This is a genomic window from Streptomyces sp. NPDC045470, from assembly GCF_040646595.1.
Taxonomy (GTDB): domain Bacteria; phylum Actinomycetota; class Actinomycetes; order Streptomycetales; family Streptomycetaceae; genus Streptomyces.
On record NZ_JBEZAN010000006.1, the window covers coordinates 287,109 to 312,655 of the forward strand.

Annotated in this window: 21 protein-coding genes and 1 pseudogene; 8 read left to right on the forward strand and 14 right to left on the reverse strand. The window is 73.0% G+C overall.

Going from position 1 to position 25,547, the window contains the following annotated elements; genetic code table 11:
• Positions 1 to 3 precede the first annotated feature (3 nt).
• Positions 4 to 1,245: a 4-hydroxybenzoate 3-monooxygenase gene (locus AB0A97_RS20415; protein ID WP_361151649.1), complete on the forward strand. Its 1,242-nt coding sequence runs from the start codon at positions 4 to 6 to the stop codon at positions 1,243 to 1,245.
• 36 nt (positions 1,246 to 1,281) lie between these two features.
• Here the strand turns inward: AB0A97_RS20415 and AB0A97_RS20420 are convergent, their stop codons facing one another.
• The 8 genes from AB0A97_RS20420 to AB0A97_RS20455 form a co-directional block, all read right to left on the reverse strand.
• Positions 1,282 to 1,941 carry a DNA polymerase ligase N-terminal domain-containing protein gene (locus AB0A97_RS20420; protein WP_361151652.1) on the reverse strand — a complete coding sequence of 220 codons (660 nt, stop codon included), beginning with the start codon at positions 1,939 to 1,941 and terminating at the stop codon, positions 1,282 to 1,284.
• Between the two features lie 15 nt (positions 1,942 to 1,956).
• The gene (locus AB0A97_RS20425; protein WP_361151655.1) at positions 1,957 to 2,289 is read right to left on the reverse strand and encodes a plasmid stabilization protein; all 333 of its coding nucleotides are present in this window, start codon (positions 2,287 to 2,289) and stop codon (positions 1,957 to 1,959) included.
• Between the two features lie 75 nt (positions 2,290 to 2,364).
• Positions 2,365 to 2,997, reverse strand: a complete 633-nt coding sequence (locus tag AB0A97_RS20430; protein ID WP_361151658.1) for a diguanylate cyclase — start codon at positions 2,995 to 2,997, stop codon at positions 2,365 to 2,367.
• An 83-nt stretch (positions 2,998 to 3,080) separates the two neighbouring features.
• A complete protein-coding gene (locus AB0A97_RS20435; RefSeq protein WP_361151661.1) occupies positions 3,081 to 4,889 on the reverse strand; it encodes a thiamine pyrophosphate-requiring protein in 1,809 nt (602 codons plus the stop codon).
• A gap of 147 nt (positions 4,890 to 5,036) precedes the next feature.
• On the reverse strand, positions 5,037 to 8,129 hold the full coding sequence (locus AB0A97_RS20440) for an FAD-linked oxidase C-terminal domain-containing protein (RefSeq protein WP_361151663.1): 3,093 nt from the start codon (positions 8,127 to 8,129) through the stop codon (positions 5,037 to 5,039).
• The gene (locus AB0A97_RS20445; protein WP_361151666.1) at positions 8,126 to 8,803 is read right to left on the reverse strand and encodes an HAD family hydrolase; all 678 of its coding nucleotides are present in this window, start codon (positions 8,801 to 8,803) and stop codon (positions 8,126 to 8,128) included. The genes AB0A97_RS20440 and AB0A97_RS20445 overlap by 4 nt, the downstream gene beginning before the upstream one ends.
• Before the next feature lie 98 nt (positions 8,804 to 8,901).
• On the reverse strand, positions 8,902 to 9,900 hold the full coding sequence (locus AB0A97_RS20450; protein WP_361151668.1) for an SDR family NAD(P)-dependent oxidoreductase: 999 nt from the start codon (positions 9,898 to 9,900) through the stop codon (positions 8,902 to 8,904).
• A gap of 55 nt (positions 9,901 to 9,955) precedes the next feature.
• A complete protein-coding gene (locus AB0A97_RS20455; protein WP_361151671.1) occupies positions 9,956 to 11,146 on the reverse strand; it encodes a zinc-dependent alcohol dehydrogenase in 1,191 nt (396 codons plus the stop codon).
• Positions 11,147 to 11,494: 348 nt separating this feature from the next.
• Between AB0A97_RS20455 and AB0A97_RS20460 the strand changes: the two genes are divergently transcribed.
• Positions 11,495 to 12,451 (forward strand): LLM class F420-dependent oxidoreductase, encoded by a 957-nt coding sequence (locus tag AB0A97_RS20460; RefSeq protein ID WP_361151673.1) that lies wholly within the window; start codon positions 11,495 to 11,497, stop codon positions 12,449 to 12,451.
• Positions 12,452 to 12,534: 83 nt separating this feature from the next.
• Here the strand turns inward: AB0A97_RS20460 and AB0A97_RS20465 are convergent, their stop codons facing one another.
• The 3 genes from AB0A97_RS20465 to AB0A97_RS20475 form a co-directional block, all read right to left on the reverse strand.
• Entirely contained in the window at positions 12,535 to 12,936 is a 402-nt protein-coding gene (locus AB0A97_RS20465) for an ANTAR domain-containing protein (RefSeq protein ID WP_361151675.1), read from the reverse strand.
• Complete coding sequence (locus AB0A97_RS20470) at positions 12,933 to 13,334, reverse strand: STAS domain-containing protein (RefSeq protein ID WP_361151678.1); 402 nt, start codon at positions 13,332 to 13,334, stop codon at positions 12,933 to 12,935. Before AB0A97_RS20470 ends, AB0A97_RS20465 begins: the two co-directional genes overlap by 4 nt.
• Before the next feature lie 197 nt (positions 13,335 to 13,531).
• Complete coding sequence (locus AB0A97_RS20475; protein WP_361151681.1) at positions 13,532 to 14,578, reverse strand: LLM class flavin-dependent oxidoreductase; 1,047 nt, start codon at positions 14,576 to 14,578, stop codon at positions 13,532 to 13,534.
• A 347-nt stretch (positions 14,579 to 14,925) separates the two neighbouring features.
• Here AB0A97_RS20475 and rsgA point away from each other — a divergent pair, with 347 nt between their 5' ends.
• The 3 genes from rsgA to AB0A97_RS20490 all read left to right on the forward strand — a co-directional run bounded on the left by rsgA (position 14,926) and on the right by AB0A97_RS20490 (position 18,175).
• Entirely contained in the window at positions 14,926 to 16,059 is a 1,134-nt protein-coding gene (rsgA, locus tag AB0A97_RS20480; RefSeq protein WP_361151684.1) for a ribosome small subunit-dependent GTPase A, read from the forward strand.
• 219 nt (positions 16,060 to 16,278) lie between these two features.
• The gene (locus AB0A97_RS20485; RefSeq protein ID WP_361151686.1) at positions 16,279 to 16,581 is read left to right on the forward strand and encodes a hypothetical protein; all 303 of its coding nucleotides are present in this window, start codon (positions 16,279 to 16,281) and stop codon (positions 16,579 to 16,581) included.
• Positions 16,574 to 18,175, forward strand: coding sequence for an AlkA N-terminal domain-containing protein (locus AB0A97_RS20490; RefSeq protein ID WP_361151689.1), 1,602 nt, complete (start codon positions 16,574 to 16,576; stop codon positions 18,173 to 18,175). The genes AB0A97_RS20485 and AB0A97_RS20490 overlap by 8 nt, the downstream gene beginning before the upstream one ends.
• On the opposite strand, the pseudogene AB0A97_RS20495 reads toward AB0A97_RS20490, so the two are convergent.
• A pseudogene (locus AB0A97_RS20495) lies at positions 18,061 to 18,534 on the reverse strand (DUF456 domain-containing protein); the annotation flags it as partial. The gene AB0A97_RS20490 and the pseudogene AB0A97_RS20495 sit on opposite strands and share 115 nt — an antisense overlap.
• A gap of 254 nt (positions 18,535 to 18,788) precedes the next feature.
• On the opposite strand from AB0A97_RS20495, the gene AB0A97_RS20500 reads away from it, so the two are divergent.
• The 3 genes from AB0A97_RS20500 to AB0A97_RS20510 all read left to right on the forward strand — a co-directional run bounded on the left by AB0A97_RS20500 (position 18,789) and on the right by AB0A97_RS20510 (position 22,800).
• Positions 18,789 to 20,240: a protein phosphatase 2C domain-containing protein gene (locus tag AB0A97_RS20500; RefSeq protein WP_361151691.1), complete on the forward strand. Its 1,452-nt coding sequence runs from the start codon at positions 18,789 to 18,791 to the stop codon at positions 20,238 to 20,240.
• A gap of 163 nt (positions 20,241 to 20,403) precedes the next feature.
• Positions 20,404 to 22,146: a pyruvate dehydrogenase gene (locus AB0A97_RS20505; protein WP_361151693.1), complete on the forward strand. Its 1,743-nt coding sequence runs from the start codon at positions 20,404 to 20,406 to the stop codon at positions 22,144 to 22,146.
• 285 nt (positions 22,147 to 22,431) lie between these two features.
• A complete protein-coding gene (locus tag AB0A97_RS20510; protein WP_361151972.1) occupies positions 22,432 to 22,800 on the forward strand; it encodes an ATP-binding protein in 369 nt (122 codons plus the stop codon).
• A gap of 238 nt (positions 22,801 to 23,038) precedes the next feature.
• Here the strand turns inward: AB0A97_RS20510 and AB0A97_RS20515 are convergent, their stop codons facing one another.
• Positions 23,039 to 24,163: a DUF2637 domain-containing protein gene (locus AB0A97_RS20515; RefSeq protein ID WP_361151697.1), complete on the reverse strand. Its 1,125-nt coding sequence runs from the start codon at positions 24,161 to 24,163 to the stop codon at positions 23,039 to 23,041.
• Between the two features lie 196 nt (positions 24,164 to 24,359).
• Entirely contained in the window at positions 24,360 to 25,199 is an 840-nt protein-coding gene (locus tag AB0A97_RS20520; protein ID WP_361151699.1) for a (2Fe-2S)-binding protein, read from the reverse strand.
• Between the last annotated feature and the right edge of the window lie 348 nt (positions 25,200 to 25,547).

Genomic DNA, 25,547 nt, shown 5'->3' on the forward strand with positions numbered 1-25,547 from the left:
CCGATGCGTCGCACGACCACGGTCGGCATCGTCGGCGGCGGCCCGGCGGGACTGCTCCTGGCACGGCTGCTGCACCGCTCCGGCATCGACAGCGTCGTCCTGGAGAGCCGCGACCGCGCCTACGTCGAACACCGTCAGCGCGCCGGAATCCTGGAACAGGGCACCGTCGACACGCTGCGCGCCTGCGGCGCGGCGGAGCGCCTGGACCGGTACGGACTCGTCCACCACGGCATCCGGCTGCGCTACGACGGCCGCTCGCACCGTGTCGATCTCCCGGCCCTGACCGGCGGCCGCAGCGTGGTCGTCTACGCGCAGACCGAGGTGGTCAAGGACCTCATCGGCCTCCAGCTCGCCGACGGCGGACCGCTGGTCTTCGGGGCACGCGCGCTCGCCGTGACCGGCGCGGACACCGCACGGCCCGCGATCCACTATGCGCACCAGGGCCGCGAACACACTCTGACCTGCGACTACGTGGTGGGCTGCGACGGCTTCCACGGCGTCACCCGGGACGCGGTGCCGACCGGAGCACGCCGGACGTACGAACGCGCGTACCCGTACTCCTGGCTCGGCGTCCTCGCCGACGTGCCGCCGTCCTGCGACGAGCTGGTCTACGCCCACTCCGAGCGCGGCTTCGCCCTGTTCAGCATGCGCTCACCCACCGTCAGCCGCCTCTACCTCCAGGTGCCCAACGGCACCGACCCGGCCGAGTGGCCCGACGGGCGGATCTGGGACGAACTCGACGCCCGCTCCGCCACCGACGGCCCCTGGGAACTGGCGCGCGGCCCGATCACCGCCAAGTCCGTCCTGCCGATGCGCAGCGTGGTCGTCGAACCCCTGCGGTACGGGCGGGTGCTGCTCGCCGGGGACGCGGCGCACATCGTCCCGCCGACCGGCGCGAAGGGGCTCAACCTCGCCGTCTCCGACGTCACCGGACTGGCCCGTGCCTTCGCCCACCTGAAGGACACCGGTTCCACCGAGCTGCTGGACGGCTGGTCCGACGCCTGCCTGCGCCGCGTCTGGAGGGCCGAGCACTTCTCGTACTTCATGACGACGACGCTGCACACGGCCCCCGGCCAGAGCGCGTTCGACACCCGCCTCCAGCTTTCCCAGCTCGACCGCATCGCCTCTTCGCCGCACGCGGCCGCCGAGCTGGCCGAGAACTACACGGGCCTCCCGCAGGTGCCCGGGCCCCGGTCAGCCGCCCGGCGGGCGGTGCCGGGCGGGCGGCAGCCCGTCGAGCGGTGACATCACGTCCACCCGGCGTCCTCGCCGGACTCCGCTCTACCCGGCGTCCTCGCCGGACTCCGCCGCCACGTCCTCGGCCACCTGCTTGAGCGTGTGCCCGCTCAGCGCCGAGCGCGCCCGGCGGGGATCGGGCGTGCCCTGCCCGTCCGCGTGGGCGTCGTCGGCCTTCACCAGCAGCCAGGATTCCCGCTCGTCGCTGCCGGGGCCGCCGCGGAACCGGGTGAGGGCATAACCGCCGTGCAGTTTCTTCCCCTCCATCCAGAACGTCGCATGGCCTTTTTCCAGCGATTCGGCGAAAGGGACCGCACGGCCTTTCTTGTCGTGCGACATCGGGCGATAACGGCCCTGGTCCCACACGATGACCGTACCGCCACCGTATTCGCCCTTCGGGATGACGCCCTCGAAATCCCGGTAGTCCAGTGGATGGTCCTCGGTCGGCATCGCCAGCCGTTTGTCCTTCGGGTCCGAGGACGGCCCTTTCGGTACGGACCACGACTTGAGCACCCCGTCGACCTCCAGCCGGAAATCGAAGTGCATGGTGCTCGCGTCATGGATCTGCACCACGAAGCGCGGCTTCTCGGCAGAAGCGGCAGAAGCGGCAGAATCCGGAGAGTCCGCCGCATCGCCGCCCCGTGGTTCCGACGTCCGGTCGAAATGCCGTTTGGACTGATAGGTCCGCAGCGGTTCCTTGCCCATGGCCGCTCCGCCGGCTCAGCGGCCCAGGGCCTTGGCCAACTGGTCCTTGTTCATGTTCGACCGGCCTTCCACACCGCGCTGCTTGGCCTCGTTGTAGAGCTGGTCGCGCGTCGGGCCCTTGGAGCCGGTGCGGTTGCCGGAGCGCTGGCCGCCGCGCTCGGGCGCCGACTTGCGGTCCTTGGTCGAGGACTTGCTGGCGGTCTTGGACTCGCCGGAGCGGGCGCGTTCCTTGTTGACGGTACGGGCCGCGATCTCCTTGGCCCGGCCCTTGGACGTGCCGCGCTTCTCGGCGCCTTCCTTGATGTGCTCGTACTGGCGCTCGCGCTTGGAGTTCGATCCTGCGGGCATGACATTCCTCCTCGACCTGCCGTGTTCCGTTGCTGGCACTACGGATACCCGTCAAACCCGGACCGTAACGATTTCTCAGACGCCCGACTTGCGGGCCCGTACGCACCGGATGAATTCCTCCGCGTACGGCAGGGCGACGCAGGTGCCCACCCCGGCCGCGATACCGGCCAGGTACTTCCCGGGCAGCGGACGCTCCTTGGGCAGCAGTTTCCAGGCGTCCGGCCGCTTTCCGCCGCGTGCGAGGTCCCGTACGGACTCCCAGTGCAGGCAGGACGTGATGACCACGGCGGCCAGCGGCAGCACCTCCAGGAAACTGTGGATGTGCTGCTCCACCGGGCGTACCTCGCGGTCCTCGGTGGCCACCGTCACGTCCCAGATGGCGGTCGCGCTGTGCAGGGCGGCGGCCCCGCCCATCATCGACAGCACCAGCGGGTTGATCCGCGCGACCAGTCCGGCCAGCACCGGCACCCCGGCCTCCGCCATCATCACCGCGTGGATCGCCGACTCCTTGACGCCGGTGGTCCGCTCGATGTCCGTACGCCGGTGCATCACCCAGTCGGCGACGGCCGGTACGAACCACATGGGCAGTACCCCGTACATCAGGACGCGCTGGGTCGCGTTCTCCACGTCGTCCGCGCCGGGGGCGGGGCGCAGGGCCCGCCCCCGCCGCCAGTGCCGCCAGTCCTTGAGCGCCGTCAACCTGGCCACGGTGCCTCCTTGCCGTTCGACTCGTGCAACTCGGTGGGTGTGGGGGCCGGGCCCGGCGTCCGCCGCCGGGCCCGGCCCGCCGGTCAGTCCTGGCCCTCCCCGCGGCCCTTGCCGCCCGGCAGGAACTCCTGGATCTTCGCCTTGACGCCCTGCTTGAGCACCCCGGCCGTCTCCGGGTCGCCCTTGAGGATCGCGCTCGCCGCCGCCTCGATCTGGTCCAGCGTGGCGTGCGGCGGGATCGGCGGCACGTTGGGGTCGGTACGGAAGTCGATGACGAACGGCCGGTCCGCGGCGAGCGCCTGCCGCCACGCGCTCTCCACCTCCTCGGGCCGCTCGACCCGGACGCCCCCGAGGCCGATGGAGCGCGCGAAGTCGGCGTACGGCACGTCCGGGATGCGCTGCGACTCCTCGAACTGCGGCGCCCCGGACATGGCCCGCATCTCCCATGTCACCTGGTTGAGGTCCTCGTTGTTGAGGACCGCGACGATCATGCGCGGATCGCTCCACTCCCGCCAGTACTTGGACGCGGTGATCAGCTCGGCCATGCCGTTCATCTGCATCGCCCCGTCACCGACGATCGCCAGCGCGGGCCGCTCCGGGTGGGCGAACTTGGCACCGATGACGTACGGCACGCCCGGCCCCATGGTGGCCAGCGTCCCGGACAGCGAACCGCGCATCGAGCCGCGCAGCCGCAGGTGCCGCGCGTACCAGTTGGCCGCCGAGCCGGAGTCCGCGGCCAGGATCACGTCGTCGGGCAGCAGCGCGTCGAGCGCGTGCACCACGTACTCCGGGTTGACCGGGTCGGCCTGCACGGCGGCGCGCCGCTCCATGACCTGCCACCAGCGTTCGACGTTCGACTCGATCTGCTCCCGCCACTTGCGCGCCTTCTTGTGCTTGAGCAGCGGCAGCAGCCGTTCCAGGGTCGCGGACGCGTCACCGACGAGGTTGACCTCGAAGGGGTAGCGCAGGCCGACCATGAACGGGTCGATGTCGATCTGCACGGCGCGGGCCTGCCCGTACTCGGGCAGGAACTGCGAGTACGGGAAGCTGGAGCCGATCACCAGCAGCGTGTCGCACTCCTGCATCAGCTCGTAACTGGGCCGGGTGCCCAGCAGCCCGATGGCGCCGGTCACGTACGGCAGCTCGTCGGACAGCGCGTCCTTGCCGAGCAGGGCCTTGGCCACCCCCGCGCCCAGCCGCTCGGCGATCTCCTCGACGCGCTCGCGGGCGCCCCGGGCCCCCTGCCCGACCAGGATGGCCACCTTCTCGCCCGCGTTCAGCACCTCGGCGGCGCGCCGCAGCTCCTCGTCGGCCGGCACCGGCGCGTACTGCGACACGCCCAGGCTGGACGGCACCATCTTGAACTCGTGCGTCGGCGCGCTGTACTCCAGCTCCTGCACGTCACCGGGGATGATGACCGCGGTGACGGTGCGCTTGGCGTACGCGGTCCGCATCGCCCGGTCGATGACGTTCGGGAGCTGCTCGGGGACGGTCACCATCTCGCAGAATTCCGACGCGACGTCCTTGTACAGGGCCATCAGGTCGACTTCCTGCTGGTAGGAGCCGCCCATCGCGCTGCGCGCGGTCTGGCCCACGAGGGCGACCACGGGGACGTGGTCCAGCTTCGCGTCGTAGAGCCCGTTCAGCAGGTGGATCGCGCCGGGCCCGGAGGTCGCCGCGCACACGCCCACCTTGCCGGAGAACTTGGCGTACCCGACGGCCTCGAACGCGGCCATCTCCTCGTGCCGGGCCTGCACGAACTTCGGCTGGTTGTCCGCCCGCCCCCAGGCCGCGAGGAGGCCGTTGATGCCGTCCCCCGCGTAGGAGAAGACATGGTCGACGTCCCATTCGCGCAGGCGCTGGAGGATGTGGTCGGAAACTTTGGTGGTCATGCGGTTCTTTCCTCTCACAAATCGCGACGGCGGGTGCCGGCCCGGTTTTCCGTGTGCCCGCCCCGGCTCCACGGATGCACGGCTGACCGGACCGTTCTCAAACGGACGTACCCGCCTCAAACGGTTGCACGGTTCCCGGCCCGGGGATCAGCGGCGCAGCCTGCGCACCAGCAAACGGGTGACGGCCGCCAGCGCGCCGCCGGCGGCCACGGCCGCGGCGGCGGTCAGCAGGCGGCCGGTGCCGGCCGCGGGAGGGGCCGGACGGTCGGCGGTCCGCTCGGGACGGTCGGCGGGCAGCCGCCGGTCGAGCGCCAGGGCCAGCGCCTCGGCCAGGTGTACGGGCTGCCGCCCGGTGCCGCCCTGCTCGATCTGCGTACGGCAGCTGAAGCCGTCGGCCAGCACGAGCGCGCCGGGCGGCGTGTCCCGTACGGCAGGCAGCACGCCCTGCTCCGCGATGGCGGTGGAGAGCCCGTGGTGCCCGCGCTCGAAGCCGAAGTTCCCGGCGAGCCCGCAGCACCCGGCGTCCAGTACGTCGGCATCCACCCCGGCCCGGCGCATCAGCTCCCGGTCGGCGTCGAACGCCAGCACCGCGTGCTGGTGGCAGTGCGTCTGCACGGTCGCCGACCGGCCCAGTGACGGTGGCCGCCAGCCCTCGGGGGCGTGATGGACCAACTGCTCGGAGAAGGTGCGGAACTGCCGCGCCAGGCGCCGTACGTCCTCGTCGTCCGGCAGCAGCTCGGGCGCGTCGACGCGGAAGACGGCGGTGCAGGACGGCTCCAGTCCGATGACAGGGGTGCCGGCCTCGATCCACGGCCGCAGCACGTCCAGGGTCCGCCGCAGCACCCGCCCGGCGGTGTCAAGCTGACCGGTGGAGATCCACGTCAGTCCGCAGCACACCGCACGCTCCGGCACGGCGACCCGGAACCCGGCGTCCTCCAGCACCCGCACCGCCGCCTTCGCGACGCCCGGATGGAAGTACGTACTGAACGTGTCGGGCCACAGCACGACCGTCCGCGGGTCCGCCGGGTCGGGCTCGGGGGTGCCGCGCGCCCGCCACCACTGCACGAACGACTCCGCCGCGAAGACCGGCGCGTCCCGCTCGGCGGCCACCCCGGCCAGGCGCTTGCCTAGCCGGGCCAGTCCCGGCGCGTTCAGCGCGGCGTTGACCAGCCCGGGAGCGAGCCGGGAGAGCCGGGCCCACAGCGGCAGCCAGCCCATCGAGTAGTGCGCGGCGGGCCGCAGCCGCCCCGCGTAGTGATGGGACAGGAACTCCGCCTTGTACGTCGCCATGTCGACACCGACCGGGCAGTCCGACTTGCAGCCCTTGCACGCCAGGCAGAGGTCCAGCGCGTCCCGTACCTCCGTGGAGCGCCAGCCGTCGGTGACCGGGGAGTCCGCGTGCCCGCCCAGCATCTCGAACAGCAGCCGGGCCCGGCCGCGCGTGGAGTGCTCCTCCTCGCCCGTCGCCCGGTACGAGGGGCACATCACGCCGCCCTCGTGCGTACGGCAGTTGCCGACGCCGACGCAGCGCAGCACGGCCTGGGTGAAGCTGCGGTCGTCGTCGGGGTACGCGAAGCGGGTGTCCGGGCTCCGTGGCCGCCAGACGGCGCCCAGGCGCAGGTGTTCGTCGACGCCGGCCGGGTGCACGACCTTGCCGGGGTTCATCCGTCCTTCCGGGTCGAACAGCCCCTTGACCTCGGCGAAGGCCGTCACCAGCCGCTCGCCGAACATCCGCGGCAGCAGCTCCCCGCGGGCCTGTCCGTCCCCGTGCTCGCCGGACAGCGACCCGCCGTACGAGGCGACCAGGTCGGCGGCGCGGAAGAGGAACGCGCGGAAGTCCGCGACGCCCTCGGCGCTCCTGAGGTCGAACGGGACGCGGGTGTGCACACACCCCTGCCCGAAGTGCCCGTACAGCGCCGCGTGGTCGTAGCCGAACTCGTGGAACAGGTCGCCCAGGTCCCGCAGGTAGTCCCCGAGCCGGTCCGGCGGCACCGCGGAGTCCTCCCAGCCCTCCCAGGTCTCCCGGTCGTCCGGCGGCCGGGCGGTCACGCCGAGCCCTGCCTCCCGCGCCTTGAGCATCTTCCGCTCGCGCCCCGGATCGTCGGAGAAGGCCACCGACGCGTCGTCCGTGGACCGGCCGATCCCGTCGAGCAGTGCCTGGCACTGGGAGTCCACCTCCTCCCGGCTGTCACCGCTGAACTGCAACAGCAGCCAGCTCTCGCCCTCAGGGAAGTTCTCCAGCGAGTCCAGATAGGCGCCTTCCTCCCGCATCAACTGCGCCATCCGGCCGTCTATGGCCTCAAGCTGTGTCGGGTCACCGTGCTGGAGGAGGTGCGGTACGTCGTCGGCGGCCGTGCAGATGTCCGGGTAGCCGAGGACCAGCATCGCCTCGTAAGGCAGTACGGGCACGAGCTCCAGCTCCGCGCGCAGGACGGTGACCAGCGTGCCTTCGCTGCCCACCAGCGCGCGGGCCAAGTTGAAGCCGTGCTCCGGCAGCAGCGCGTCCAGGTTGTAGCCGGAGACCCGCCGGGGGATGTCCGGGAAGTCGCGGCGGACGTCGGCCATGTAGCGCGTGGCGATGCTCCGCAGCCCCTCGTAGAGCTGTCCCTTGCGACCGCCCCCGGCGACCGCCTCCTCGTACGCGTCCTCGGACGTCGGGCCGACCCAGCAGCGCAGCCCGTCGTACGTCAGGACCTCCAGCCGCCGTACGTTGTCCGCCGTCTTGCCGTACGCCTGCGCGGACGCGCCGCAGGAGTTGTTGCCGATCATGCCGCCCAGCGCACAGTGGCTGTGCGTCGACGGCTTGGGCCCGAACTTGAGCCCGTGCGGCGCCAACTGCCGGTTCAGCTCGTCCAGCACGATGCCGGGCTCCACCACACACGTACGGGCGTCCGGGTCCACGGACAGCAGCGCGGCGCAGTACTTGGTCCAGTCGATGATCACCGCGGTGTTGGTGCACTGGCCGCCCAGGCTCGTCCCGCCGCCCCGCGACAGCACCGGCGCGCCGAACTCCGCGCACACCGCGACGGCTTCCGCGCCCGCGTCGGTCGTCCGCGGCACCACCACGCCGATCGGCACCTGACGGTAGTTCGACCCGTCGGTGGCGTACGCGCCCCGGCTGCCCGCGTCGAACCGCACCTCGCCGTCCACGCGGGCGCGCAGCGCCTCCTCCAGCGCCGCCGTGCGCGCCTCCGGCCACGGTGCGGGGTGGTGCCCGTCGCGGACCGGCCCCGCCGTCATCGCCTTCCCGGCGCCGCGAGCAGGCTGCTGTCCAGCCGTTCGACCAGGTGCGCCGGACCCTCGTACACCTCGTGCGCGCCCGCCTCCCGCAGGTCACGCTCCGGATAGCCGCCGCTGAGCACCGCCAGACACGGCACCCCGGCACGGTGGCTGGCCCGTACGTCCCAGACGGTGTCCCCGATGAAGACCGCGGAGTCCGCGGCGACACCGCTCTGTTCCAGCGCGCTCCGCACCAGATCGGGAGCCGGCTTGCTCGCCGACACGTCGTCGGAGCTGGTGACCGCGGCGATGGCGTCCTCCGCGTCCAGCGCGCGGCGCATCGCCTCCAGCTCGGGCCCGTGCGCCGAACTGGCCAGCACCACCGTCCAGCCGCGCTTCGCGCAGGCCCGCAGCAGCTCCGCGGCGCCGTCGAGCGGGGCCAGCCGCTCCCAGTACTGGGCGAAGAGCGTGCCGTGCGCCGTCCGGATCGTCTCGTCCTCGTCGCTGTCCCGGTCCTCGCCGAGCAACTGGCCGATCAGATGGTCGGACCCCATGCCGATGGTCCGGTGGATCTCCGCCATGGGCACCCGGTGCCCGGACTGCCGGAACGCCTCCCACCAGGTGACGGCGTGCAGATAGGTGCTGTCGACGAGCGTTCCGTCGACGTCGAAGAGTGCGGCTCCGCGTGGGCTCACCCGTGTCCGTCCTTCCGCGTGGGCCGGTCACGTACAGATCCGGCCGTGTTGCCTTGTCTCCGGGGCCCGGACCCGGGGGCGCCGGGCCGGACCGCCGGTCAGCGGGCGGGCGGCGCCGCCCGCCCGTACTGGTTCAGGCGCCCGGCGGCCCGGTCGTTGAGGGCACTGAACACCTTGCGCAGCCGCGAGGCGGGGGCCCGCCCGCCGTTCTCCACCGCGATGCCCTCGGTCACGCCGGGTTCGCCCACCGCGTCCCGCGGCAGGACCCTGGCCAGGACCGACGACAGGCGGGTGGTGGTGACGGGTGCCAGGCCGTGGGCCTTGGCGGCCAGATGGGCGGCCGGGGTCAGGACGACACGGGGGCGGCGGCGCTGTACGCCGGAGACGATGCGCTCGGCGGCGCGCGCGGCGTTCATCGACAGTACGGGCGTGCCTGCCAGCGCCGAGAACCATGCGTACTCCCGAGGGGCGTCGCCCCCGAACTGCGCGTGCAGATGGGACCCGGTCCGCATCAGCCCCGGGTGCACCGCCGTCACCGACACCCCGTACCCGCTCTCCTCCGCGTGCAGCCCCTCGGCCAGCGCGGCGACCGCGAACTTGGCGCAGGAGTACGGCAGCAGATGCGGTACGGCCAGCAGACCGCCGACCGAACCGATCAGCGCCAGCCGCCCGCCGGCCGGACTGCGCCGCAAGTGGGGGAGGGCCGCCAGGGAGGTGTTGAGCGCCCCGTCGAAGATGGTCCGCATGGCGTCGTGGAACGCCTCGTGGCCCACGGACGCGGACGGCCCCACCTGGATGACCCCGGCGTTGCCGATGACGATGTCCAGCCCGCCCTCCCGCGCCGCCACGTCCTCGACGACGGCCTCGACCGCCGCCCGGTCGCGGACGTCGCACACCGCCGTACCGACCGCCGGCCCGCCGGGGCGGGACAGCGACCGGGCGGCCTCCGCCAGCTCCTTCGCGTCGCGCGCCAGGACCGTCACCCGGCAGCCGCGCGCCACGAGCTGACGCGCCATCAGCAGGCCCAGGCCGCGGGACCCGCCCGTCACCAGGGCCGTCAGCCCCGCGATCGGCGGTGCGGCAGCGAAATGCGGCATGACCGGTCCTTTCCCGTCGCCCCGTGGGTCCCCGGGCGCGCCAGGTGCCGCCCCGTCACGGGGTGAACAGCACCTTGATCGCGCCGTCGGTCTTCTTCTGGAACATCTCGTACGCCTCGGGCGCCCGGTCCAGCGGCAGCCGGTGCGTGGCGAAGTCGTCCACGCCCAGCGGGTCCTCGTCGGTCAGCAGCGGGAGGATGTCGTCCGCCCAGCGCCGCACATTGGCCTGCCCCATCCGGAACGTGAGCTGCTTGTCGAACATCACCAGCATCGGCATCGGGTCGCTCATCCCGCCGTACACCCCGCTGATGGAGACCGTGCCGCCGCGCCGCACCATCGAGATCGCCAGGTGCAGGGCGCCCAGCCGGTCCACCCCCGCCTTGCTCATCAGCTTCTCGGCCCAGCGCGACGGCATCAGCCCGGCCGCCTGCTGCGCGAGCTTTCCGGCGGGGCTGCCGTGCGCCTCGGTGCCCACCGCGTCGACGACGGCGTCCGGGCCGCGGCCGTCGGTGATGTCCTTGACGGCGTCCAGCAGCCCGTCCTCGTCGTCGAAGGCGTCCAGGTCGAAGACGGTCGCCCCGTCGCGGCGCGCCCGCGCCAGCCGCTCGGGCACATGGTCGATGCCGATCACCTGCTCGGCCCCGAGGTGCCGGGCGATCCGGCAGGACATCGCGCCGATCGGCCCCAGGCCCAGGACGGCGACACTGCTGCCCTTGGTGACACCGGCGTACCGCACCGCCTGCCAGGCGGTCGGCAGCACGTCCGACAGGTAGACGAAGCGGTCGTCGGCGGGGCCGTGCGGCACCTTGATCGGCCCGTACTGGGCCTGCGGCACCCGCAGGAACTCGGCCTGCGCGCCCGGCACCGAGCCGTAGAGCTTGGTGTATCCGAACAGTGCGGCGCCCGAGCCGTGCTCGCGCACCTGCGTGGTCTCGCACTGCGTCTGGAGGCCGTCGCCGCACATCCGGCAGGAACCGCAGGCGATCTGGAAGGGGATCACCACCCGGTCGCCGGGACTCAGGTCGGTCACCTCGGAGCCGACCTCCTCCACGATGCCCATCGGCTCGTGCCCCAGGATGTCGCCCGGTGTCATGAACGGCGTGAGGACCTCGTACAGATGCAGGTCCGATCCGCACAGGCCGCTGGACGTGACCTTGACGACCGCGTCGGTCGGCTGCTTGATCTGCGGGTCGGGGACGTTCTCCACGCGGACGTCACGCTTGCCGTGCCAGACGTTCGCTCGCATCGCGGATCTCCTAGTTCTGGCGGCCGGTCTGGCGGCCGGTCTGCCGGACGGTCCACCGGTCGGCCCGCCGGACAGCCCGGTCCGCCGGTCGGGATCACCGCTCTCCAGCCACCCAAAAGCCGCTTATAAGTCTAAAGCGGTGTTCTTTGTCGTGGCAGCTCCAGTACCCCGATCGCCCGAGCCGAATCGTTTGCGTACGACAGCGGTACGCCGACGGCACGACCCCGGCGTACCCCGGGCGGGTTTTCCCGGCCGCGAAAGGGTTACCCGGCGCAGCACCCCCGGGGGCGAGCCATCAGCCACCCACCCCGGCCCTCCGCAGGGCCGTCGAGACCGCACGGAGCCCCGATGACCGACTACGGATACTTCCTCTCCTGCGAGGAGCACAGCCCGGCGGAACTGGTCGAACAGGCGCGCATGGCGGAGCAGGCCGGCTTCACCAAGCTGTGGATCTCCGACCACTTCCACCCGTGGAACGACGCCCAGGGCCAGAGCCCCTTCGTCTGGTCGGTGATCGGAGCGCTGTCCCAGGTCACCTCACTGCCCGTGGAAACCGCGGTGACCTGCCCCATCATGCGGCTGCACCCCGTGGTGACGGCGCAGGCGGCGGCCACCAGCGGAGTGCTCCTCGACGGCCGCTTCCGGCTCGGCGTGGGCAGCGGTGAAGCCCTCAACGAGCACATCCTCGGCGATCACTGGCCGCAGGCGTCGGTGCGGCTGGAGATGCTGGAGGAGGCCGTCCAGGTGATGCGGCAGCTCTTCGAGGGCGGCGAGGTCAGCCACCACGGCAAGCACTACACCGTGGAGAACGCCCGGCTCTACACCGTCCCCGCGGAACCGGTGCCCATCGACGTCTCCGCGTTCGGCCCCAACGCCACCGAACTGGCCGCCCGCGTCGGCGACGGCTTCGTCACCATGACGCCGGACGCGGACGCCGTCGAACGCTTCCGCCGGGGCGGCGGCGGCAACAAGCCCGTCCTCGGCGGCGTCAAGGTCTGCTGGAACCAGGACCGCGACGAGGCCGTACGCACCGCCCACCACCTCTGGGCCAACGAACAGCTCCCCGGCGAGCTCCCGCAGATCCTCCCCACGCCCCGCCACTTCGAGCAGGCGTCCCAACTGGTCACCCCCGAACGCGTCGCGGAGGCGGTCACCTGCGGCGACGACGTGGACGCGCATGTGTCCGCGCTGCACGCGTACGCCGAGGCCGGGTTCGACTCCGTCTACGTCAACCAGATCGGCCCGGAGCAGCGGGGGTTCTTCGACTTCTACCGTACGAAGGTGCTGCCGCAGTTGACGGACTGAGCACCGGGACCGGTACGGCGGCCGCCCGCACGCACCGGCGACGGCGGCCCGCCGCCCCCGCCTGCCCGTCACTCGCCTTCCTCTCACCCGTCCGTGCGCCGGGCGGCCCGGTGCCGTTCCACCGCGGCCTGCAACTGCGTCCGCACCGGCTCCGGAGCGACCGCCCCGGTGGCACTCGCGACCACCTCGCCGGCGACCTCGTGCACCTTGGTGTTCGTGTGCTGGGACGTCCGGCGCAGGATGTCCCACGCCTGCTCGGCGGTGCAGGACTCGGTGGCCATCAGGATGCCGCGGGCCTGGTCGATCACCGGCCGGCTGTCGAGTGCCTGCCGCAACTGCGCGTTCTCCGCCCGCAACTGCTCCACCACCGTCTCCTCGCCGCTGCGCGCCGCGCCGTCCGGGCCGCCGGACGCCTGCTCCTTCTTCGCGCGCCGCGCCCCCGGGGTGGTGGCCAGCCGCAGGGCCGCCAGGGAGCGCCGTCTCACTGCGGTTCCTGGACCGTCGGCACCCCGGCCGGGGCCGTACGGCCGGGGTACGCGCACGACTGCGGCGTGCCGGGCCACTTGCGGGCCAGTTCCATCACCCGCTGAGGCTGACGGCGCAGGTTGAGCGCACGCACCGGTATGCGCCGCCGCTGCCCGTAGGCTTCCAGGCGCCGCAGGAAGTGCAGTCCGGCCGCATCCATGAACGTGACTCCGGTCATCTCCAGAACCACACTCCCCAGGCCGGACGGCAACGCTTCCACGGCCTCGTCCAGAACCGGCACGGTGCCGTAGTCGATCTCGCCCCGTACGGTCAGCACGGCACAGGAACCGAACAGCCGGGTACGGACCCCCAGGGCATCCGGACCGGCCAGGGAAGACCGGTCTGTCTGTAGGGACATGACCCCATCGTGGCAGGAGTCAAACCGGTCTGTCCACGCCCGCACCAGAGCCACCCAGACACCCTGGAGCCCACCACCGGCCCCCGGCCGGCACCGCACGCCGGGGGTGGCCCCGGAGCCCGCGGAACGGGGCCTGAGCGCCGCCCGGATACCGCCCGGAGGGGCAGGGCGGTCCGACGGCCGTCCTTCGCCGACCGTCAGGCCAGCAGTCGCGCGAACTCGGCCATTTCGGTTTCCGGGTCGACGACGGGCTGGATCAGCAGCTCGTCGACCCCCGACTTCCCCAGCGTGCCGATCCGTTCGACGACCTCGTCCCTGGTGCCGACCAGGCCGAATCGGTCCATCAGGGAGGGCACGACGAGTTCGCGGTCCTCGGGGAACAGCCGGCCCAGGTAGTTGCGGTAGAGCGTCTGGTGACGCTTGGGGTCGGTGGGGGTGGTGCCGCGGAGTTGGAGCAGGCGGTCGACGGCGGCGGCCTCTTCCGGAGGGAGGGCCGCGCGGAAGGCGGAGTTCTCCGCGGCGAGGATCAGTGCGCTCAGTGCGATGTGTCCCGTCGAGTCCTTGACCCGGTCGCCGTAACGGTCCTCGCCGTCGGCGAGGACATGGAGGGAGGTCATCAGGTACGAGCGGGTCTGCCCGGCGCTGCCCGCGTCCCGCGCCGCAGTCCGACGGGCCCGGCCGAGGGCTGACCAGACCGCGGGGTCGTGCATCGCGTAGGAGATCACTCCCGCGCCGAGCCGGCCGGCGACCGCGGCGGCCTTCGGGCCGAACGCGGCCACGACGAACTCCACGGGAGCGTCGGTGTTGACGTACGGTCCGATGTGCAGGAACCGCACCCTGCTGGACCGGTTTCCCTCGCGGTGGTCCGTCTCGCGGCCCGCGGTGAGATCCTGGAGAGCGGCCGTGAACGACTCCAGCTCCGCCAGCTTCGTGGGCCGCATGCCGAGCGTGCGGCGCGCCGTGTTGCCGGTGCCGACCCCGCAGACGATGCGGCCGGGGGCCAGGGCGTTGAGGCTGCTGACGGCCGCCGCCGCGGCGGGCGCGGAACGCAGCGCCGGTGAGGTGACGCCGATGCCGAGCCTGATCCGGTGGGTGGACTTGGCGCAGAGGGCGAGGCTCACGAACGGATCGCCGTGGAGCATCGGCGTGTCGTACACCCAGAAACTGTCGAAGCCGAGTTCCTCCGCGCGGGCGGCCAGGTGTTCCACACCCGGCCCTGCTGTCGTGACGATGCCGGTCCGCATGGCGACTCTCCTCGCCGTCCAGTGAGGTGGCTGAACCATTCCCGTTGCAGTTCGCTGTCGCCCAGCTTCGTACACATCGGGTGCCTGTGGAGCGGAGGCGGTGAAAAAACCGTTGGCGTCGTAGCGCGCGCACCTCTACGGTGAGGGTGTTCGACGCGGCCGTGACCGGCCGCCATGTCCGGCCGAGTGAAGAAGGGGAGGTGTGACCGATGGCTGTCTCTGTGACGGGCGCTGCCCGCAACCAGAAGTTCATCCATTCCACCTCCGTGGTCCCCGGCTGACCCTTTCTCACTTTCCGCCGCGCGCCGTGCGCGGGGAGCCGGGGCCACCCTTGTGAAGGGTTTCCCTTGCAATCGTCTTCCGTTTCCTCCTCCGCTTCGCCGCGCCCGCTGACCGATTACGGCTGGGACGACGGCTTCGCGGAGAGCTTCGCTCCCTTCGCCGGGCAGGGGTACGTGCCCGGCCGTGTCGTCCGCGTCGACCGCGGGCGGGTGGACGCCGTGGTGCCCGACGGGGACGGCGTCCGGACCGTACTGGCGGACACCGCGCTGGTGGCGACCGGCGACCCCATGCGCGTGCCGTGCACCGGTGACTGGGCGGTGATCGACCTCGGCGAGGTCGGCGCGGGCCGGGACGGTGCGGTGCGGGCGCTGCTGCCGCGGCGTACCGCGTTCGTACGGTCCACCTCCTCCAAGCGGTCCGAAGGACAGGTACTGGCGGCGAACGTGGACCACGCCGTGGTCGCGGTCTCGCTCGCCGTCGAGCTGGACCTCGGGCGCATCGAACGCTTCGTCTCCCTGGCCTGGGAGAGCGGGGCACAGCCGCTGGTCGTCCTGACCAAGGCCGACCTGGTCGGCGACCCGGCAGGACTGGCGCACCTGGTCGCGGACACGGAGACCGCCGCGCCCGGCGTGCAGGTGCTGGCGGTCAGTTCGGCCGCCGGCGAAGGGCTGGACGCCCTGGCCGCGGTGGTCGCGGGCGGTACGTCCGTCCTGCTCGGCCAGTCCGGCGCGGGCAAGTCCACGCTCGCCAACGCGCTGCTGGGCGAGGACGTCCAGGACGTACGGGCCGCCCGCGACCGGGACGGCAAGGGCCGGCACACCACGACCACCCGGGACCTGCTGGTGCTGCCCGGCGGTGGAGTGCTCATCGACACCCCGGGGCTGCGCGGCGTCGGCATGTGGGACGCCGACGCGGGTCTCGCGCGCGCTTTCTCGGACGTCGAGGAACTGGCCGCGCGCTGCCGCTTCCACGACTGCGCGCACGCTACGGAACCAGGCTGCGCGGTGCTGTCGGCCGTCGACAGCGGCGCACTGCCGGAGCGGCGGCTGGAGAGCTACCGCAAGCTGCTGCGGGAGAACGAGCGCATCGTGGCCAAGACGGACGCCCGACTGCGCGCGGAAATCCGCCGGGACTGGAAGCAGAAGCAGGCCCTGGGTCGCCACCTGGGGGAGAGGAAGCGGGGTGGCGCCCGGAGGTGAGGTGACCCCACGGAATCGGTGAGCTCGTCACCCAGCGGCGCCCCGCCATCGACAAGCCTATGGCGGGGCGCTGCAACACCTGGGTCGGAAGTGAGATGCCGGCCCACCCGAGATCATCGACGTCCCGCATCGGCGTAGGTGTCCCGGTCCCGACCGGAAGGGACGGATCGAGGCTGTCTATGCCACCGGTCCCGCCCATGACAGGGAAGGTACGGATCGGTGGACGGCACCGTCATCATCATCGTTCTCGCCATCGCCGGCGTGGCATCCGTGCTGCTTTTCGCGCTGAAGGGGCTTCTGGACCAGATCCCCGAGGTGATCGCGTCGGCCGCCAGGGCCCGCGACGCCTGGGCCGGCTTCCGGCGGGCGCCTTCGCCTCCGGCCGGGGGGAGCCGCCTGCCGCGGAGTGAACTTCTCCAGGTCTTGGCGGGTGGGCCGGACCGGGCCCCGCCCCGGCGTGATGTCCGATTTCCGCCAGAAGCCGGCCGGGGCGTGGCGCACACTGGATCGTGTGATGGATGACGAGACCAGGTACGAGGCGGTGTCCAGCCGGGACGCGCGCTTCGACGGGGAGTTCTTCTTCGCCGTCGTGACGACCGGCATCTACTGCCGCCCGAGCTGCCCGGCCGTCACCCCCAAGCGCGCGAACGTGCGGTTCTACCCGTCCGCGGCGGCCGCGCAGGGCGCCGGGTTCCGGGCCTGTCGCCGGTGCCGTCCGGATGCCGTGCCGGGGTCGGCGGAGTGGAACGTCCGGGCCGACCTGGTCGGCCGTGCCATGCGCTTCATCGGCGACGGTGTGGTCGACCGGGAGGGCGTCGGCGGGCTCGCGCGGCGGCTGGGTTACAGCGCGCGGCAGGTGCAGCGGCAGCTCACCGCCGAGCTGGGCGCCGGTCCCGTGGCCCTGGCGCGGGCCCGGCGTGCGCACACCGCCCGCCTGCTGCTCCAGACCACCGGCCTGCCGGTCACCGACCTGGCCTTCGCCGCCGGATTCGCCAGCATCCGGCAGTTCAACGACACGATGCGGGAGATCTACGCCAGTACGCCGAGCGAGCTGCGAGCGGCGGCGGGGGCCCGGGCGGACAAGGGCGTGCCGGGTGGGGACAGGGCCGGGGCCGTGCGGCAGGCGGCGCCTGCCGGGGTGCCGCTGCGGCTCGCCTACCGGGGGCCGTACGCGGCCGCCGAGATCTTCGACTTCCTCCAGGTGCGCGCGGTGCCCGGCGTGGAGGAGGTACGCGGCGGCCGGGGCGCCCGTACGTACCGCCGTACGCTGCGCCTGGCCCACGGCAGCGGTGTCGCCGAGGTCGACGAGCACACCGGGGCCCGGCCGCCGCGCCGGCCGCGCGCCGGACCGGTGGGCGCGGCCGCCCGGGGTACGGACGGCGGCTGGCTGGAGTGCCGCCTGCACCTGACCGACCTGCGGGAACTGTCCACCGCCGTCCAGCGGATGCGCCGCCTGTTCGACCTGGACGCCGATCCGTTCGCCGTCGCCGAGCGGCTGGGCTCCGACCCGCTGCTCGGGCCGCTCGTCGCGGCCCGCCCCGGGCTGCGCTCGCCGGGCGCCGCCGACCCGGAGGAACTGGCCGTACGGACCGTCCTCGGCGGGCCGCCCGAGCGCGCCGCCGAGTTGGTACGGACGTACGGGAAGCCGCTGGACGCGGCGGACGGCGCACTGACCCATCTCTTTCCCGGGCCCGCCGCGCTGACCGGCGACGAGGTGCCGGACGCGGTGCGCGCACTGTGCACCGCGCTCGCGGACGGCGCGGTCACGCTGGACGCGGGCGCGGACCGGGAGGCCGCCGGACGGGCCCTGCGCGCCCTGCCCGGCGTGGGCCCGGCGGCCGCCGCGTACATCAGGATGCGGGCGCTGGGCGACCCGGACGTGGGGCCGGTGGGCGGCGACAGCGGCGGGGCGGCCCGGGACGCGTGGCGGCCGTGGCGGTCGTACGCCCTGCACCACCTGTGGCAGGAGACCGGTACCGGCCCCCAGGAGGGTCAGCTCGCGATGACCGCTCCCGTCCAGGCGCCCACCACCAGCAGGCAGGCGAGGAGTTCGGTCAGCACGGCGAACCCGATGGACCGCATGGCCGTACGGGTGGCGGCCCACGCGTCACCGTGACTGCCCAGCCGCTGTCGCTCCAGCAGGTACAGCACACCGACCGCGCCCGGCACGGCCCCCACCACGGGTACGAGGAAGAAACCGGCGATCCCCGCGACGCCCGCCAGGAACAGCGTGCGGTACGGCGCGCCCGCGGCCTTCGGGTCGCGTGGCGGCAGCAGCCACTTGAGGACCTGGCCGATCAGCAGCACGGCGCTCGCGCCGAACAGGACGTACCAGGCCAGAGAGGTCTGCTCGGTCATCGCCCACCACAGCACGCCCGCCCACACGATCGGCGGCCCCGGCACCCCGGGGACCAGCACGCCGAGCAGGCCGAGCAGGAAGACGAGACCGACCGCGAGCAACTGCCACACGCCCATGGCCCCAGCGTGCCGGAAGCGGGCCCGGCGCGCTCCTCGGCCGGGGCCCGGGGCGGGGCGTCCGTGGCCCGACCGCCGGGACCGCGCTGCCGGGACCGGGGTACCGCGGTCCCGGCAGCGCGAGCCGGGGCGCCGGGGCCGGGGTGCGGTGCCCGCGGTGGCCGGAACCGGCCGGGCACCCTCCGTGGCGCGTACCCGCCGGGAGCCCGCCGTGCCCCTGTCTCCGGGCCGCCGGCCGGTGGACAATACGCCGCATGAACCCACAGGGGGATCGGCGCCACCACGAGAACTCCTGGTGGCGGGAGTTGTACGAGGACCACGGCGAAGCGGCGCGGGACACCGGCCCCGCGACGGCCCCGGACACGCTCGACGACCGTGTGGACTCCGCCTTCCGCGCGGTGAGCCGGGCATCCGGAGCCGCCCCCGAGCCGATGGCCCTGCCCACCGCGGACCCGGCCGCCCTCGACGACCTCGTACCCGACACGGAACTGGACGGCGCCGGATACGGCCCGCTCACCCTGCGCGCCGCCTCGCTGCGCGGCGAAGCGGCCCGCCGCCGGGCCGAGCCACGCGGGGACGCCCTGCTCACCGCCCGGTTCGGCGCCGGGCAGCAGGCCCTGATCCTGGTCGCCGTGGCCACCGCGGTCGGGGGCGACGGCGGGGCGTACGCGTACGCGGGCGCCCACCGTGCAGCCCGTGACGTCTGCCGCTGGATCGGCGGCGCCGTCGGCCGCAGTTACCCCCGGCTGGCCGAGGACGTCCGTACGGGTGACCGCTGCGCCCTCAAATCCGGCCTGCACCGCCTCACCGACCGCAGCTACGGCAGGCTCCGCGCGGACGCGGGCGAGCAGGGCATGGCCCCCGAGCAGTACACGGCGGCGCTGCGCTGCCTGTTGCTGCCCGCCGATCCGGCCTGCCGCACCCGGGTGTTCTTCGGTGTCGGGGCGGGTGGTTTCCTCCGGCTGCGCAACGGCGCCTGGCAGGACCTGGAGCCCGCGCCGCCCCGGCAGGACGCGGCAGTCGCCGGGACCGGCCCGGACGCCGCCGGGCAGCCGGGCGACGGCTCCGCGGACGGTGAGGCACGCGCGCAGGAGGCGCCGGGCGCCACGCCGCCCTGGCCGCTTCCCGGCGACCCCGCCACGGACGCGCTCCGTCGGGGCGTCCAGCGGCCACCGGACACCCGCCCCGACCTCCGCCCGCTGTCCGACACCCGCCCCGACCTGCGCCTGCCGCCCGACACCCGCCCCGACCTGCGCCTGCCGCCCGACACCCGCCCTGATCCCGGTCTGCCGTCCGGCACCGGCCCCTACCTGCGCCTGCCGTCCGACGCCGGTCCCGGCCTCGTCCCGTCCGGACCGGACCCGGGCGGTGCCCTCCCCGGCCTGCCCCGCGCGCCGTCCGGGCAGCAGTGGCGTCCGCCGTACGAACCCGCGCCGCGGACGTGGCCGGAGCCGTTCCGCTTCCGGGCCTGTGTGACCCGGCCCGGCGACACCCTGCTGCTGTGCAGCGCCGGGTTCGCCGGCCCGCTGACCGAGGCGGCCGGTTTCGCGGGCCGGCTGGCCGCCCGCTGGTCCGGCGGCGGGCCACCGGGCCTCGCGTCGTTCCTGGCCGACGTCCGGTTGCACGCGGAGGGGTACGGCCGGGACCGCACGGCCGTGGCGGTCTGGGAGGGGCGCGACGGGGTGGGCGGGGAGGGACCGGAGTGACACGCGGGCGCGGTGGTGCGCGCGGCGGCACCGAAGTGACGCGGCAGGCGTAGTCCGGCCGGACACGGGCCCGGGGGAGTGGTAGAACCGAAGGAATGCCATAAAAGGGCCATTGTCGGGCAGGTGCCCGCCCCTCGGTCCAGCACCGGAGGAGCGAGGCGACATGGCGAAACAGACCGTGGCCGGGCAGTTCGTCGACATTCTGGTGCGCGCCGGCGTGCGGCGGCTCTACGGAGTCGTCGGCGACAGCCTCAACCCCGTCGTCGACGCGATCCGCCGCAACGCCGCGATCGACTGGGTGCAGGTCCGCCACGAAGAGGTCGCCGCCTTCGCGGCGGGCGCCGAGGCACAGATCACCGGCCGGCTGACGGCCTGCGCCGGCTCCTGCGGCCCCGGCAACCTGCACCTGATCAACGGCCTCTTCGACGCCCACCGCTCGATGGCCCCGGTGCTCGCGCTCGCCTCGCACATCCCTTCCAGCGAGATCGGCACCGGATTCTTCCAGGAGACCCACCCCGACCGGCTGTTCACCGAATGCAGCCACTACAGCGAGATGATCTCCACCCGGGACCAGATGCCGCGGGTGCTGCAGACCGCCGTGCAGAACGCCATCGGGCTCAGCGGCGTCGCGGTCGTCTCGCTGCCCGGTGACATCGCCGACGAGGAGGCGCCCGAGCGCTCCATCGAGACCGCGCTGGTCACCTCGCGCCCCTCCGTGCGCCCCGGTGACGCGGAGATCGACCGGCTGGTCCGGATGATCGAGGACGCCGGCAAGATCACGCTGTTCTGCGGCAGCGGCACCGCGGGGGCACACGCCGAGGTGATGGAGTTCGCCGAGCGGCTCAAGGCCCCGGTGGGCCACGCGCTGCGCGGCAAGGAGTGGATCCAGTACGACAATCCGTACGACGTCGGCATGAGCGGTCTGCTCGGCTACGGCGCGGCCTACGAGGCCACGCACGAGTGCGACCTGCTGATCCTGCTGGGCACGGACTTCCCGTACAACGCCTTCCTGCCGGACGACGTGAAGATCGTGCAGGTCGACGTGCGTCCGGAGCGGCTGGGGCGCCGCTCCAAGCTGGATCTCGCGGTCTGGGGCGACGTACGCGAGACGCTGCGCTGTCTCAATCCGCGTGTCACGCCCAAGAAGAGCCGCAAGTTCCTCGACCGGATGCTCAAGAAGCACGCCGACGCCCTGGAAGGCGTCGTCAAGGCCTACACCCGCAAGGTCGACAAGCACACGCCGATCCACCCCGAGTACGTCGCGTCCGTGCTGGACGAGGAGGCGGCGGAGGACGCGGTCTTCACTGTGGACACGGGGATGTGCAACGTCTGGGCGGCGCGCTACATCAGTCCCAACGGCCGTCGCCGCGTGATCGGTTCCTTCACCCACGGATCGATGGCCAACGCCCTCCCGCAGGCGATCGGCGCGCAGTTCACCGACCGGCGCCGCCAGGTCGTCTCGATGTCCGGCGACGGCGGCTTCTCCATGCTGATGGGCGACTTCCTCACCCTCGTCCAGCACGACCTGCCGGTGAAGGTGGTCCTCTTCAACAACTCCTCGCTCGGCATGGTCGAGCTGGAGATGATGGTCGCCGGCCTGCCCGCCTACGGGACCGACAACCACAACCCGGACTTCGCCGCCATCGCGCGGGCCGCCGGGGCGCACGGCGTACGGGTGGAGAAGCCCAAGGAACTGCGCGGCGCGCTGCGCGACGCCTTCAAGCACAAGGGTCCGGCCCTGGTCGACATCGTCACCGACCCCAACGCGCTGTCCATGCCGCCGAAGATCAGCAAGGACATGGTCCAGGGCTTCGCGCTCTCGGCCGGCAAGATCGTGCTGGACGGCGGGGTCGGCCGGATGCTCCAGATGGCCCGCTCCAACCTCCGCAACATCCCGCGCCCTTGAGGGGGCGGTCCCGCCCCCGGCGGAGCTCGGGTGCGGGCTCTGACGGGACGTTCCCCGAGGTGAGCCGCGGGCACATGCCTGCGGTCTGCTGTCGTGCCGTCTCGTGGGCCGAAGCATGGCGCCGGGTCGGGTGGGAATGCATGACCGTGAAGCTGTTCGAGACCACGGCACGGAAATGCGTACGGGGCGGGGAGGATGAAGCGTCAGTCTGTGCGGCGCGATGACAGAGCCGGACCGGTGGACGGACGCGCCGGCGTCCGCAACGGCACCCGGCTGCCGGGGACGATGGAACGCACACTGCGGCAAGCGGATCTGACGGCGGTGGCGGGCGTACGCGCCGAGCTGCGTCAGCTCCTGCGCCAGTGGGGGGAGTCCGGGGACGCCGACATAGCGGAACTGCTCATCAGCGAGCTGGTCACCAACGCCCTCGTGCACACCGACGGGGGCGCCGTCGTGACCGCCACGGTCACCGACCGGCTGCGGGTGGAAGTACGGGACTTCGTGGGACGGCGGCCCAGACTGCGCCCGCCGACGGCGGACGGCACCTCGGGAAGGGGGCTGATGCTGGTGCACTCCCTCGCGGACGCGTGGGGGGTCAAGGCCCACGGCGTGGGCAAGTGCGTCTGGTTCGAGCTGGGCGGCGGACCGGCCTGACTGAGGATCTGTCGTCACCTCCCCGCCTGCCGCGCGGCTCCCCCGGCTACCGCTGGGGGACCCTCATCGAGGGCGCCCCGGCGCCTTGCGATCGGCTCGGCTTCCGAAGGATGGATGAAAGAGCCGAGACGGAGCGCAGCGGAGTGCACCGGACGCCGCGCGGCCCGCCCTCCGGGCGGAACCACGGGAATGTGACCACAGGGCCTCGGCCGGGGGTGCGGGCCCGGTCCGCCGCGGGTCAGCCGAACTGCTTCTCGATCTGGGCCAGTTTCTCCTCCAGGGAGTCCAGCCGGGGCAGTGCCTGGGTGTCGTCCTCGGCGGTCAGGTCCACGGTCCGCCGGTACGGACCCGCCGGATCGGTGCCGGGGCCGTGCACGGCCTTCAGCGCCGGGCGGGAACCGACCGGATGCACTGGGTCGGACCCCGTGGACAGCGGTCCGGGCGGCAGGGATTCCGGGTCGCCGGCTATCGCAGGTTCCGCGCCGGCCTGCTGCGCGGCGGCGGGTGAGCCGTGCGCCGTCGGGGCGCCGGCCGTCAGCGGGACCTGCCGGCCGCCGCGGCCGCGGCTCCAGTGCCGGTGCTGGCGGTTGATCGCCTTGATGCGGGCGCGGTCCAGCTTGTCCCGCTCCCGCCTGCGGTGACGGTTCTGCTCCTTCTGCCGCCGGTCCTCGCGTACCTCTTCGACCGCCTCGTCCAGGGTCCGTACGCCTTCCAGCAGCATCAGCGACCAGGCGCCGAAGGTCTCCCGGGGGGCCCGCAGCCACCGTACGACACGGATCTGCGGCAACGGACGCGGTACCAGCCCCTGTTCGCGCAGCGCGGCCCGCCGGGTCTGCTTGAGCGCCCGGTCGAAGAGGACCGCCGCCGACAGGGACATCCCGGCGAAGAACTGGGGCGCGCCGTCGTGGCCGAAGCCCCGGGGCGCGTGCACCCAGTTGAACCAGGCGGCGGCCCCGGCGAACAGCCAGACGAGCAGGCGCGAGCCGAGCGCCGCGTCACCGTGGCTGGCCTCCCGCACGGCGAGCACGGAGCAGAACATCGCCGCGCCGTCGAGCCCGAAGGGCACCAGGTACTCCCAGCCTCCGGAGAGGTTGAGGTTGGTCACGCCGAAGCCGACCAGCCCGTGGAAGGAGAGGGCCGCGGCCACCGCGGCGCAGCAGAACAGCAGCAGGTACGAGGCGGTGCCGTAGACGGCCTCCTTCCGGCGCCTGCGTTCCTCGCTGCGCTCCCAGGAGTCCTCGCTCCCCGACGCCGCTTCGGACGAGCGCTTGCCGCGCAGGACCACGAACACGGCGGAGAGGATGCCGACGAGCAGCAGCACTCCCGGAGCCAGCCAATTCAGCGATATATCGGTCATTCTCATCCAGGGACCCCTTGCCCTCGGCGTACGCGGTTCGCGCGACATCCTGGCGGAATCCGTCCGCCGCGCCGGGGGGTTTCGGGGCAAGAGCACCGCAAGGGAGTGCGGAGACCTACGGATGGGTGTGTTCGGCTCGAACTCCCCTGGAGGGAAGCAGGGTTGAGTTCGAATTTGACGACTCGATCGGGTGGTGTGGGTGTCAGGTGGTTGCGGTGAGGCGGCTGATGCGATCCGCGTCGCACGTACGCGGGCAGGTCACACAGGTGTCCTCGGGGCGCAGCGTGTAGAACATGCAGCAGCTCGCCCGGTCCCGGGTGGGCAGCGCCGCACCGTCCGGACCGGCCAGCTCGCGGAAGGCGGCGCCGCCCGGGTACGGGGCCGTGCCGCCCGGCAGCAGCCGCTTCAGCTCGGCGACCGCTCTCGGCTCCTCGCCCAGCAGGTGGCCCAGGTACCACAGGCCCTCGGCGATCTCGTCCGACACCATGCCCCACAGGGCCCGGGGACCGCGCCGCACACGGGGCCGGAAGGCGTCCAGGACCGGCCCGAGGTGCTCGGCGACCGCCTCCCGCACCTCGGCGCGCAGGGCCTCCTCGTCCGGGACGACCCGGGCCCCGGGCAGCGCGGCGGCCGGGTCGCCGGGCAGGCACGCGAACGAGCGCACCCGTACGGCCATCCGGCCCTGCTCGCGATGGTGGGCGACGGCCTCGACGGGCAGCCGCGGCACCCGCCGGTGCAGGAACCAGGGGATGGTGATCAGCAGGCAGGCGGGCCAGGCGTAGCGGTGCAGCGCGAAGGTGGCGACGACGTCGGGGCGGGCCCGCTGTCCGTAGTCCGCCACCACCTGTGCGTCGTCCCAGGCCAGGAAGGCGTCCAGGGTCGCGGGGTCGGTGGCCAGCCCGGCGGCCGTCACCCAGCCCTCGCCGTGCGGCGCCGCCGCCTCCCAGTCGGTCACCGTCAGGGTGGGGAACACCTCGGTCAGCCGGGCGTACGCCACGGCGAAGGGCTCGATGCGCGGCCGGGCGGCGAGCAGAGAGGCCATGCGGGGCACCACCGTTATCACGTCCGTTGGCAGGTAAGGCTTACCTTACCCGATCTTCGGCGGTTTTGAGCCGGGTTTGAACTGTCACAGGGGGCGCCTATGGTGCTGGAGGACGTGAGGAGGAACCCGTATGGAGCAGGGCAGAGCGGAACCGGTGCCGCGGCTGCGCGCCCAGGTGCCCGCGCAGGGCGGCTCGCAGCCCGTGCGGGGCGAGCACACCGGACGCGACGTGCCCGCGCGGCACCCTGCCGCGCCCACCGGACCCGGCGCGCCGGACACCGCGTTCGAGCACGACCCCGGCGTGCCCGACCCCGCCACGGCGTTCGTGCCCGTGCCGCTGTCCCCTCT